The sequence below is a fragment of the Leptotrichia sp. genome (assembly GCF_057270615.1).
In genome coordinates this window covers 1-12,323 of sequence record NZ_DBHIXN010000054.1, presented here as the reverse complement: position 1 = coordinate 12,323, position 12,323 = coordinate 1, and the positions used below count along the sequence as shown (strand labels likewise).

At 26.7% G+C, this 12,323-nt stretch carries 13 protein-coding genes; 11 read left to right on the top strand and 2 right to left on the bottom strand.

Annotated elements, in window-relative coordinates; all coding sequences use genetic code 11:
* Positions 1 to 11: 11 nt before the first annotated feature.
* The 8 genes from ACO409_RS08770 to ACO409_RS08735 all read left to right on the top strand — a co-directional run bounded on the left by ACO409_RS08770 (position 12) and on the right by ACO409_RS08735 (position 6,503).
* Positions 12 to 1,109: an RNA-guided endonuclease TnpB family protein gene (locus ACO409_RS08770; RefSeq protein ID WP_485556446.1), complete on the top strand. Its 1,098-nt coding sequence runs from the start codon at positions 12 to 14 to the stop codon at positions 1,107 to 1,109.
* A gap of 168 nt (positions 1,110 to 1,277) precedes the next feature.
* Entirely contained in the window at positions 1,278 to 2,255 is a 978-nt protein-coding gene (locus tag ACO409_RS08765) for a type I phosphomannose isomerase catalytic subunit (RefSeq protein WP_485556442.1), read from the top strand.
* Between the two features lie 329 nt (positions 2,256 to 2,584).
* Positions 2,585 to 3,103 carry an FxLYD domain-containing protein gene (locus ACO409_RS08760; RefSeq protein WP_485556440.1) on the top strand — a complete coding sequence of 173 codons (519 nt, stop codon included), beginning with the start codon at positions 2,585 to 2,587 and terminating at the stop codon, positions 3,101 to 3,103.
* Positions 3,104 to 3,131: 28 nt separating this feature from the next.
* The gene (locus tag ACO409_RS08755) at positions 3,132 to 3,806 is read left to right on the top strand and encodes a 5'-methylthioadenosine/adenosylhomocysteine nucleosidase (RefSeq protein ID WP_485556438.1); all 675 of its coding nucleotides are present in this window, start codon (positions 3,132 to 3,134) and stop codon (positions 3,804 to 3,806) included.
* Between the two features lie 271 nt (positions 3,807 to 4,077).
* The gene (locus ACO409_RS08750; protein ID WP_485556436.1) at positions 4,078 to 4,875 is read left to right on the top strand and encodes a cell envelope integrity TolA family protein; all 798 of its coding nucleotides are present in this window, start codon (positions 4,078 to 4,080) and stop codon (positions 4,873 to 4,875) included.
* A gap of 47 nt (positions 4,876 to 4,922) precedes the next feature.
* Entirely contained in the window at positions 4,923 to 5,939 is a 1,017-nt protein-coding gene (locus ACO409_RS08745; protein ID WP_485556434.1) for a DHH family phosphoesterase, read from the top strand.
* A 43-nt stretch (positions 5,940 to 5,982) separates the two neighbouring features.
* Positions 5,983 to 6,201 carry a hypothetical protein gene (locus ACO409_RS08740; RefSeq protein WP_485556432.1) on the top strand — a complete coding sequence of 73 codons (219 nt, stop codon included), beginning with the start codon at positions 5,983 to 5,985 and terminating at the stop codon, positions 6,199 to 6,201.
* Entirely contained in the window at positions 6,201 to 6,503 is a 303-nt protein-coding gene (locus ACO409_RS08735; protein WP_485556430.1) for a hypothetical protein, read from the top strand. The genes ACO409_RS08740 and ACO409_RS08735 overlap by 1 nt, the downstream gene beginning before the upstream one ends.
* Before the next feature lie 127 nt (positions 6,504 to 6,630).
* On the opposite strand, the gene ACO409_RS08730 is transcribed toward ACO409_RS08735, so the two are convergent.
* Positions 6,631 to 7,500 (bottom strand): TetR/AcrR family transcriptional regulator, encoded by an 870-nt coding sequence (locus ACO409_RS08730; protein WP_485556428.1) that lies wholly within the window; start codon positions 7,498 to 7,500, stop codon positions 6,631 to 6,633.
* A gap of 101 nt (positions 7,501 to 7,601) precedes the next feature.
* Here ACO409_RS08730 and ACO409_RS08725 point away from each other — a divergent pair, with 101 nt between their 5' ends.
* The 3 genes from ACO409_RS08725 (at position 7,602) to msrA (ending at position 10,002) form a co-directional block, all read left to right on the top strand.
* Complete coding sequence (locus ACO409_RS08725; protein ID WP_485556426.1) at positions 7,602 to 8,804, top strand: MalY/PatB family protein; 1,203 nt, start codon at positions 7,602 to 7,604, stop codon at positions 8,802 to 8,804.
* A 236-nt stretch (positions 8,805 to 9,040) separates the two neighbouring features.
* A complete protein-coding gene (locus ACO409_RS08720; RefSeq protein ID WP_485556444.1) occupies positions 9,041 to 9,289 on the top strand; it encodes a zinc ribbon domain-containing protein in 249 nt (82 codons plus the stop codon).
* Positions 9,290 to 9,498: 209 nt separating this feature from the next.
* A complete protein-coding gene (msrA, locus tag ACO409_RS08715) occupies positions 9,499 to 10,002 on the top strand; it encodes a peptide-methionine (S)-S-oxide reductase MsrA (RefSeq protein WP_485556424.1) in 504 nt (167 codons plus the stop codon).
* Between the two features lie 126 nt (positions 10,003 to 10,128).
* Here msrA and ACO409_RS08710 read toward each other — a convergent pair whose 3' ends face one another.
* Positions 10,129 to 11,997, bottom strand: a complete 1,869-nt coding sequence (locus ACO409_RS08710) for an acyltransferase family protein (RefSeq protein ID WP_485556422.1) — start codon at positions 11,995 to 11,997, stop codon at positions 10,129 to 10,131.
* Positions 11,998 to 12,323 lie beyond the last annotated feature (326 nt).

Genomic DNA, 12,323 nt, shown 5'->3' with positions numbered 1-12,323 from the left:
GGTGTAATTTCATGAAATATAATTTAGCATTCAAATACAGAATTTATCCAAATAAAGATCAAGAATTATTGATAAATAAGACTTTTGGATGTGTTCGTTTTGTTTACAATACGATTTTGTATACTGCGAATAAAATTTATGAAGAAACTGGAAAAAATAAAATAATTACACCTGCTAGTTTGAAAAGTGAAAACCAATTTTTAAAAGAAGTGGACAGTCTGGCACTTTCAAATGCTCAATTGAATGTCAAACGATCGTTTACAAATTTCTTTCAAAAGAGAGCGAAGTTTCCAAAGTTCAAATCTAAAAAGAATAATGTTAAAAGTTATACAACAAATTGTGTGAACAATTCGATACGAATAGAGGAAAAAAAATATTTGATTTTGCCAAAATTGAAAAAAGTAAAATTGAAATATCATAGAGAAATACCAAAGGATTATAAAATAAAGTCGGTAACATTGACAAACAGTAATGGAAATTACTATGTTTCTGTTTTGACAGAATTTGAAAAAGAAATTCAAAAAATACCAAGTAATGATAAAGTAATTGGACTTGATTTTTCAATGTCTGAATTATTTGTCAGTTCTGAAAACCAAAGAGCTGATTATCCAAAATATTTTAGGATGTTGGAAGAAGAATTGAAAAAATTGCAGAAATCATTATCAAGAAAAGTGAAATTTTCTAAAAATTGGTATAAGCAAAAAGCGAAAATATCAAAGTTACATGAGTATATTAAAAATTGTCGAAAAGATTTTCTGCATAAATTATCAAAAAAATTGTCTGAAACGTATAATGCTGTGGTTGTTGAAAATTTGAATATGAAAGGGATGAGCCAGGCATTAAATTTTGGTAAAAGTGTAGGAGATAATGGATGGGGAATGTTTTTGAGGATTCTTGAGTATAAACTGATGTTTTTAGGGAAACAATTTTTGAAGATAGATAAGTGGTTTCCGTCATCGAAAACTTGTAGTAGATGTGGAAATGTTAAAGAGGAGCTTAAATTATCAGAAAGAAGCTATAAATGTGAGTGCTGTGGGATTGAAATTGATAGAGATTACAATGCGGCACTGAATATAAAAAACATTGGAAAAGCAATATTGAAATATTAGGAAATAAAAGAAAACAGGGTAGGAACTACCCGAAGAGCTTGGTAAATATATTTGGCTAACAAAAGCAGATACTTCCCAAGAAGCTCCCGCTTCTAAAAGCGGGAGTAGTTCACAATGTTATTATAAAATAAAAGAATATAAAAAATTATGAAAAAGGAGAATATTTTTATGTTATATCCAATGAAGTTTAAAAAATTTTTTGTAGAAAAAGTTTGGGGGGGACGTGAATTTGAAACAAAATTGGGAATGAAGCTGCCTGAAGGTAAGAAAATTGGTGAATCTTGGGAAGTGTCAGCACATCCACATGGAATGGGAATTGTAGAAAATGGTATCCTGGCAGGACAAAGATTGGATGATATTTATAAAGAGTATAAAGGTGAGCTTGTTGGAGAAAAAATTTATGAAAAATATCCAAATAAATTTCCACTTCTTATAAAATATCTGGATGTAAATGATAGACTTTCTATTCAAGTACATCCAAGTGATGAAACTGCTTTGAAAAAACATAATGAATTTGGGAAAAGTGAATCTTGGTACATAATGGAAGCAAGTGATGATGCTACTTTAATTTTGGGAATGAAACCTGGAATTACAAAAGAAAAATTTTTGGAAAAAGTGAAAAAGAATGATTTTAGCGGATTGTTTGAGGAAAAGGCTGTAAAAAAAGGTGATTTTATTGATATTACGCCAGGAACAGTTCATGCTTCGCTAAAAGGAAGTGTAATCTTTGCAGAAATTCAACAAAATTCAGATGTTACTTATAGAATTTATGATTTTGACAGAATTGATAAAAATGGAAAGAAAAGGGAATTGCATTTGCAAGATTCGGCTGATGTGATTGATTTTGGAAAAGAAGTGAAAATTAAAAATACTGATTTTGATGGATCTGAAGATGAAAAAGATATTTTGAAAAAAAATATTATAGAAAAAGAATATTATTCAATTGATAAAATAAGATTTCATGATTCTTTTGAAGATATAAATAATAAAAGTATGACAATTTACTCATTCCTTGAAGGAGAAGGGAAAATTGTGTGGGGAGAAAATGAAGAACTTTCAGTTAAAAAAGGTGAAACAATTTTAATTCCTGTTGGAATTAAAACTAAAACTATTGGAAATTTTGAAATTTTGAGAACAATAATTTAAATAAATATGGGCAAAGATTCTATTTTATTTTTTAGGTAAAATCAGATGATTTGCCTTGTTTTTTTAGTGGGAATATGTTATTCTAATATTATACTAATGTCGTTTTACAGTCACGCATTGTATAATATAATAAATTTACTCTCTAAAATCGAACTGGCAAGAATAAAACAAAAATAGGATTTGATAAATTTCACTTTTAAATATCAGAAAATAAAATCTAGTTTCTGTTTTTTAAAAGGGATTTTGTATGAGTAAAATAATTATAATTTTTAAGTTTGATTTTAAAATAGTTTTGTTATATAAAATTTTATGAAAAAAGGAAAGAAAAGGTGAAAAAAAGGATTTTATTGTTTGGAATAATGTTAGGAACTTCATCTTGTAGTATTATTGGTGGAGTTGGAAGTGTAGTTGGAGGGACTATAAAAGCTGCTGGTGGAGTTACTGGAGTAGTTATTGGGACAACAGGGAAATTAATAGGAGGCATTATTGGCGGGAAAAGTGGAGAAATCAAAGCTAAGAATACAAAATATAAATTTTCAGATGCAGATGTTGAAATAACTGGTGGAAAAACCATTGTTACAGGGATTTTGACACATAATGGAATAACTAAAAAAAATTTGACAATAGAGATTCCATGCTTTGATAAGAATGGAGCAAAAATTGGAGATGCAGTTGATAATATTAGCTCACTTACAAAAGATGAGAAATGGGAATTTCGGGCAGTTCTTGATACTAATGAAACCAAAACTTGTAAATTAAAAGATACTTATATTTACGAGGGGAATGTGAATACAATTATTAAAAATAATGATGAAAATAATGACAACACTTATAATACTGAAAAATAGCAAAAGTAAAAATTGGAGGAAATAGTTGATGATAGGAATTATTGGGGCAGTAATCGAAGAAGCTGAAGCAATAAAAAAAGAAATTAAAGAAATTAAAGAAAATACAGTAAATGAAATATCTTTTTTTACTGGGAAATTTAACAATAAAGATGTTGTTTTTGTACAATCTGGAATTGGAAAAGTAAATGCTGCAATTACAGCGACTTTATTAATAGAAAAGTTTAAAGTAAATGAAGTGATTTTTTCAGGAGTGGCTGGATCTTTAGATGAAAGATTGAAAATTGGAGATGTCGTTATAGGACAGGATATTGTTCAGCATGATGTTGATGCTACGGCATTTGGATATAAAATGGGTCAGATTCCACAAATGAAAGAATGGGCTTTTGAATCAGATAAAAAATTGGTTGAAAAAGCTGAAAATATAAGCAATTTTGAGCATCAGATATTTTCTGGAAGAATTTTAACTGGAGATCAATTTATTAGTAAAAAAAATGTAAAAATCCAGCTTGGAAAAGATTTTGAAGCACTTTGCGTTGATATGGAAAGTGGAGCTGTGGCTCAAGTTTGTACAAGATTAGGTGTAAAATTTTTGATAATTCGTTCAATTTCTGATTCGATTACAGATGAATCAGACATGGAATATGAGACTTTTGTAAAATTAGCTGCCAAAAATTCTACAAAAATATTAAAAAATATAATTTAAATGATGTATTTATGTTAATCCCCATTTATAAAATAAAAATTATATTTTATATTATTTGATAATAATGGCCATTGATTCCTTGTAAATAAATTTATAATTAGTCCAATATTTAAATAGTAAATAGTATTAGTTTATAAACTATATAAAATTTGAGATTATATAGTGATTTAAAATATATTGGTTTTTATTAAAAAAATAATTTATATATAAAAGTTAGTTAAGAACTTTTGTAAAAAAGTAAATAAAAATTAGGAAATGAAGGGAGAAAGATATGAGTTTTCGATTAAATCCATTTAAAGTAATGAGAGCTGTAGGAATTGTAGCAATTATAGTTTATGGTGCAGTACTTGTTACAGGATATAAGAAATCAAAGGTAACTACGACTGAGAGTATTGCAAAAGACGTGAAAGTGAGAAATAAGGATTTCTATAAGTCAAAAGATTATAAAAATAATCTGACTTTGCCAAATCAAGTCGTAGAAAATAATAATGAAACAGTTGCAAAGGAGATGGAACAAGCCAAGTCATCACAAACTATAGATTTAAAAAAAGATTCTGAAGCTTCAAATAATCAGCAAGCTGATGCAAAAGCATTAGAGGAAGCTCAAAAATTAGAAATGCAAAAACAGGCTCAACAAAAATTAGATGAACAAAAACGTAAAGAAGCGAAAGAAAATGCAAAAAAACAAGATGAAATGCAAAAACAGCAGAAAATAGAGGCATCAATAAAAGAACAAGCAAAAGTACAAGCAAGAGAAGAAGCTGCTAGACAACGTGCAAAAGAAGAAGCGGCAAAAAAAGCGGCAGCGAAAAAAGCAAAAGAAAATGCAAAAAAACATCAAGGTCCTAAAAAATATATTCAAGTAGCTTCAGTAACATCTGAAGCCACAGCAAAAGGAATAGCCAAAAGACTTGGTGGAAATTTTTATTATAAAAAAACAACTATAAATGGGAGAACAGCTTATGTAGTAATGTCAAATATGACAGATAATCCAAACACTTTAAAAGTTATGGAAAGCCAAGCTAAAAGAACAGGTGGCGGTTATATGATACGTTCTATTGGAAAATAGTAACTAATATAAAATTTTTAAAAATTAAAGAATAGGAATAAGAAATTATGAATAAAAATTATAAAGGAAATATTCTTCCAAAAGAGATTGTGAATGAAATAAAGATTTCTAAAAATATTATTTTGACAGTGCATATTAGTCCTGATGGAGATGCACTCGGATCAGTTTTGGCATTTTATTTTATGATAAATGAATATTGCAAAAAAAATAATATTAAAAAAAACGTAAAAATTATAATTGATGATAAATTGCCTAAATACATGAAACATTTTGAAGATACAAAGCTAATTTGGAATTATGAAAAATTTTGTGATGAATTTAATAAATATTCTCAAAATAATGAAAAATTTGATTTATTTATAAGTTTGGATTGTGCAAATGAAGAAAGATATGGAAGGGCTGTGGAAATAAAAAAATTAAGTAAAAAGTCAATAAATATTGATCATCATATAAGCAATACAGAACATGCTGATTTTAACTATGTAGAGGATATTTGCAGTACAAGCGAGCTTTTATATCAATTTTTAGAAATTTTTGATATTGAATTGACAAAAAAAATTGCTGAGTATATATATCTTGGGATAATTAATGATACTGGGAATTTTAGGCATGATAATGTTACAGAAAAGACTTTTCTTGTTTGTTCAAAATTAATTGGAGCAGGTGCAAATAATCACAAAATTGCTAATATTATTTTTGGAGTTAGTGAAAAAAAAGTTGCATTAATTGGTGAAGTATATAAAAATAAACAAATTAATGAAAATTATAAGTTTGCCAGTTATTATTTAACACAAAAGAAAATGAAAGAGCTTGGAATTGAAAAAGATGATACAGATGGTACAGCGGAAATGCTTTTGAGAATTGAAGGAATGGAAATTTCACTTTTTGTAAGGGAAAATATTGATGGTTCATTAAAGGGAAGTTTTCGTGCTAATGATAAATATGATGTAAATAAAATAGCTTCGATTTTTGGCGGTGGAGGACATATAAAAGCTGCTGGATTTAAGACAGATTTATCTTTTGAAGAAATTTTGGAAAAGACATATAATGAATTAAAAAAATAAATTTGAATAAAAATTCTTTAATTTCAAAGGAAGGAGAATTTTAATGTTTGATTTTAATATGTTTAACTATTTAAAAATAAAAGGATTTTCAAATAATCAGCTTGCAGCAAATTTTCAACAAATTGAGCAAGCTAACCAAAATATTAACGAAATTTTGGAAAATAATCCAGATGCTGTTTTAAGAAAAATAGAATGTAAGTATTTGGATAAGGAAAAAAAGCAATTGCAGTTTGAAATTAAGATAGAGGTTGTGAATAATTAGTGAAAAAGAAAATAATAAAAACAATAATAGTTTTATGTTTTGGAATGTTATTTAGCTGTTCGTCAGTTGGTAGAAGAGTAGTTCCAAATTCAGCAGTTGTTTCAAGAGATACAGTTGTAAATAACAGTATTGCTGAAGTAAAGCAAAAATTTAGTGAAGATATAAAATTTCAAAATGTAGGACTTTATAAAAGAGGATTTAAAAACTGGAAAGTAATTTTATATGGAAAACTAGCATATTATCAAGTATTAGTCACAGAGGATGGTAAAATTGTTTCTAGTGAAAAATTTGAATATAAGTAAGACAATAAGGGGGTAGCTCCCCCTTTGTTAAGTAATATATAATTTAAAATAAAAGATAATTTTGTTGATATGAATATTATATATTTTTAAAACTTAGAAATATTTTTTGAAGCTTTTCTTCAATTTTTTATTCATCTTTTTTTTCATTTTTTTCAACATTGTCCAAATTGTCAAAAACGTTAATTAAACTGTCTGAGTCAATGTCATAATAAATGTCATCATTGTGGTGATTGCTTTCTTGATTGTTAGAATTTTTTATTTCTTCAAGTTCTTGATTAACGTTGTCAGATTTTTTTGGTGCATTATCTAAAATATGTTGAGAAATACTGTCAGTATTTTCTTCATTGGTGTGAATATTGGAAATATCGTTTTGAGATTTTTCTTCTGTATTTTTTTTGATTTCTTCATTTTCTTTAGTTTCATTAACTACAAAAATAGAGTCGAAAATTACAAAAAAGTCATTAATTGCAGAGCTTTCTTTTTCTGTTTTTAATATGAGAATAGTACCTTCTAGCATTGCAATTAAGATTCTTGCAGTTGTTTCAGGAATAATTTTATCATATTTTTCAGGAAAAGCATATTTTAACGTTGTTATAAAAAATGAGAATCTAAGTTCAATTTTTTTGTATGATTTTACAAGTTCTTCACGGATATTTTTGTTAATGTCGGATAATTCCAGAGCTAGATTTCCAAGTGGACTTCCACCGTGAAATCTATTATTTATAATATTTTCAAAATATTTTTCAAAAAAATAGTGAAATTTCTGGATTGACAAGTCGTCCACGTTATTATTAAAAAAATTTATAAGATTTTCAGTATGATATTTTATAACAGCAATAAGAAGCTCTTCTTTGCTGGAAAAAAATTTATAAAAAATATCATTAGGCATTTCGCAAGCCTTAAAAATGTCGGTTAATTCCGTATTTTTGTAACCTTTATAATAAAAAAGTTTTGCACTTTGCTGTATTATAAAGTTCTTGTTATATTCTTTAGTCATTAAATTTACCTCTTTACAGTATTTTATATATATTTTATAATGTAATTAGAGGATTGTCAATAAAAATAATTAAAAACTATAAATAAAAAGGATGTGATTTTATGAAATACAATTTTGATGAAATTATTGATAGAAAAAACAATCATTCTGTAAAGTATAATGAACTTATGAGAAAGTTTGGAGTTGATGATGTGATACCACTTTGGATTGCAGATATGGATTTTAGGACAGCACAGCCTATAATTGATGCTCTTGAAAAAAAAGTGCAGCATGGGATTTTTGGATATGTATATCGTCCTGACGAATATTTTGAGTCATTTATAAATTGGCAAAAGAAAAGATTTGGATGGGAACCAAAAAAGGAATTGCTTAGCTTTAGTATTGGAGTTGTGCCAACATTAGGATCATTAGTACAGCTTTTTTCTAAAAAAGGTGATAAAGTTTTGATACAAACACCTGTTTATTCAGAGTTTTATGATATTAATGAAGATAATGCAAGAATTATCATTGAAAATAAATTTATTGAAAAAAATGGTAAGTATTCACTTGATTTGGAAGATTTTGAAAATAAATTAAAAGAAAACCCAAAATTATTTATTTTATGTAATCCTCATAATCCGTTAGGGCACGTATGGAGTCACAAAGAGTTAGAAGCAATTGGAAATTTATGTGTAAAATATAAAGTTCCTATAATTTCAGATGAAATACATGCTGATTTAACATTATGGGATAACAAGCACATTCCAATGGCAAGTGTTTCTGAAAAAATTAGACAAAATACAATAACATGTACTTCAACAGGAAAAGCCTTTAATCTTGCTGGTCTTCAAAGTGCAACAATAGTTTTCAATAATTTAGATGTGAAATCAAAGTTTGACAGATTTTGGAAGGATCTTGAAGTTCATAGAAATAATCCATTTAATTTAGTTGCTACAATTGCAGCCTATTCTGATGGTGGAGAAGAATATTTAAAACAGTTAAAAGAATATTTGGAAAATAATATTTTATTCTTAAATAATTTTTTTAGAGAATATATTCCAGAAATTACTCCAAACATTCCGCAGGCAACATATTTAGTGTGGTTAGATTGTAGAAAATTATGTCAAAAATTCGGATTCAGTCAGGAACAATTGGAAAAATTTATGCTTACAAAGGCAAAACTTGGATTGAATGAAGGACGAGTATATCAAAAAGGATTAGAAGGATTTATGAGAATAAATACAGCTTGTCCTAAATCAGTTTTGGAAAAGGCTTTAAATCAATTAAAAGACGCAATTTCAAATGAAAATGAAAAGTTAAAATAGAAGATTTTATTAAAAAAAGTTTATTATATACACTTGCATTTTGATAAGTAAATTTAAAGGAATAATTAAGTAATTTCTATTTAATAGGCTGTATAATTACAAGGTACAATTATAACAATAAATAAAAAGTGTTAAAAATTAATTGTTATAATGGAATAGAAATAAGTAAATATATGGGCAAATTTATAGTTATTGAAGCTTTTGGATTAAAGGAGGAATAAACAGATTTCCTAAAAATAATAAAATTAATTTTAAATCAGAAATTTTATGAGTTCGTAATAAAGTTGCTAAACAAATGCAAAGAAAACAATATTGAATTAAGGCTTATTGTTACATTTTATCCCAGCTTAAAGTTATATAGTAAACATAATTTAAAATTAAAGCATAGGATTTGTAAATGTGATAATTGTGGAATTGAAATTAATAGGGATTTTAATGCGAGTTTTAATTTGAAAAATATTGAAAATTATAGTATTTTAGCATAAATAATATATTCTAAATGAAGAAGAAGGAGAAGTGCTACAGTTATAGTGAAAGAGAATATATTATGTGTACCGATGGCTAATCGGGAATTCACGACTGCAAAGAGAAAAAATACGAGTAGATAATTTTTTATCAAAAGTATGTTCGATTAAGCAGTAACAGTGTATTAAATATATTTTAATACATTTTTAGTAGCAGGTGTATATAATTTATGGCAAATATTAAAGAAATCTATTTGGCTGGAGGTTGTTTCTGGGGAGTAGAAAAGTTTTTTAAAATGGCTCCAGGTGTCATTAAAACATCAGTTGGCTATGCAAATGGACAAACTCTTGATACTAATTATGATATTTTAAAAATGACTGATCATGCTGAAACAGTACATATAACGTATGATGCAAATATAGTATCTTTAAATCAGCTTCTCAATTATTATTTTTCAATAATTGATCCTACAAGTATCAATAGGCAAGGACTTGATGAGGGGCGTCAATATCGAACGGGGATTTATTATGTAGATAAAGAAGAGGCAGATACAATAAAGAAAAGAGTAGAAAATGAACAAAATAGATATTCAAGAGAAATTCAAGTAGAAGTTAGACCATTAAAGCATTATATTTTGGCTGAAGAATATCATCAAAATTATTTGGATAAGAATCCTAATGGGTATTGTCATCTGGATCTTGAAAATGCAGTGAAAATCTTTTCAAAAGAATAAAAATATAAGTATAAAATAATAAGTCGGGATTTCCCGACTTTTACTTTTTTGTTAATTTTTATTAATTCATTAAGGAGTTAATCTTCTTTATTAGAAAAATATTTTCTGTTAGGCTAATAGAAAGTATTAATTACCATTATTTGAATTACCTGAATTATTTGAATTTACAATATCTTTACTCAAAACAGAATATAAAAGATTTACATATCTTTTTGCTGCATGAGGTTTTGGATGTGTTCCATCTTTATAAAAATATTCTTTTTTACCTTTTGCATAAGAGTACCAGTCGATTACTTTTATATTTGGATTTTCAGAACTTACTTTTTTGATTTCTGCATTAACACTATCTTGCCAAGGATCAGGCATAACTGTATTTATAAAGTAAATATCATGTCCTTTTAATGTTTGTAAAACAGATTTCATATCTTTTTCAAAAATTGTACCATTTGTACCAAGAGCAATGACTACTATTTTTCTTAATTTTCCATTTTGAGCATAATTTTTTAACATATTTGGCAATTCGTAAAATTGACGACCAATTTTAGTTTCTATAATAGCATTTGGATATTTTCTTCTCAAGTCAGCTGTTGTCATATGAAGTACCGAATCTCCAATAAATAATATATCTCTTTCATCATTTGGATATTTTTTCAAAATTTCATCTTGAATCTTTGACTCTTTTTCAATACCTTTTGAAGGAGCATTCAAAGCTGCAAGTAATTCATCCATTGTTAATTTTTTATTTTGTGAATTTTGTGTTGCTGCAGGAGTAACATTCTTTGGAGTTTTATTTTCTTCATTAGATGTTGTCTCTAAAGTTTTTTGAACTTCTTTCATTTCTTCCAAATCTTTATTTTCATAAATTGGAGAATATACTAGAATTGCAAAAATAGAAGCTAAAATAGGGTAGCTTAAATAATTTATAGTTTTTTCATATTTTGCACCATTTTTTTCAAACAAAAAGTAACATAGCTCTGAAATTAAAATTAGAATAATAATTTGAATAATAAATTGCTGCATATTTGAGAGTTTTGTCCATTTAAAATATTCACGTGAGAATACCATAATAGGATATTGCCATAAATAGTATTGGTATTGATGTTGTCCAAGTCGTATAATTGGAGCAAATAATTTTGGATATTTTGAAAGACTGAATTTTTGTAATTCTGGTTTTGAAAATAATACAATTGTAAATCCAATCAAGATGCTGGCTAAGAACATTAATCCATAATAATTATAAGCACTTCTGTAATCAATTTCAAGAGAAAAGAAAATTATTGAAACTAAACCAAGGATTCCCAAAATAAATATGGCTTTTTTTTCAGAATTATTTGTAATTTTTCTGTTTATATAAAAACAAGCTATTCCAGCTGGAATAAAAAATGAAAATGCACGAGTGTCAGTTCCATAATATATTCTCGAAAAATCTGCTCCTTCTGTAGAGTTTGAAGTTACGTAAAATACATAAGCCATCATTAAGGCTGAAACTGTTCCAATTACTAAAAGTATAATACCGATTATGTTATTTTTTAGTTTAAGTTTTTTGAGTCCTTGTATTAAGATTGGAAAAAATATATACATTTGTATTAAAAAAGATAATGCCCAAATATGAGTAAGGGGTAAAATAATTCCAAAATTATCAAAATAGGACATTTTTGAAATAATCTGATAAATATTATTTAATCCTAATATTGAAAATAGTGCACTATATTTATATTTATATTCAAGTCCATTATTTACAAAATATAATGCTATAGTTGAAACTAGAATCACTATCAAAAGACTTGGGTAAATCTTTTTTAATCTACGATTGATTACTGTAAATACTGAAAAGTCTTTTGAAAGCAAACCACTTGTAACCAAATATCCGCTTAATGCAAAAAATATAACAACTCCAATATAAGTTCCTTTGTAGGAAAACCAGTGATAGACACATATAAGAACAAGTGCAATTGCCCTTAGAATGTCAATGCTTTGTATTCTTTCTTTTTTCATAAAATAAAAAAATTCCTTTCTTTTTTATACTGTTCCTCATTTAAAATAGTAGATTTATTATGAAATAAATATATTATTTAAATGAGTTTTAGTATTAAATATAGTTTATTTGATTTATATTAAGTAAAATATTTTGTGTCAAAAAAATTAATATTGAAAAAACTACCTTAAGACAAACTATTTAAAATTGTTAAATCTATTTTATGATAGTTCAACTGTTATAAGTTTGAAAGTAAAGTAGTTTTTTAATTTTGTAAGTGAACTGCTCCCACTTTTAGAAGCGGGAGCTTCTTGGGAAGTATCTTCTTTTGTTAGCCAAATATATT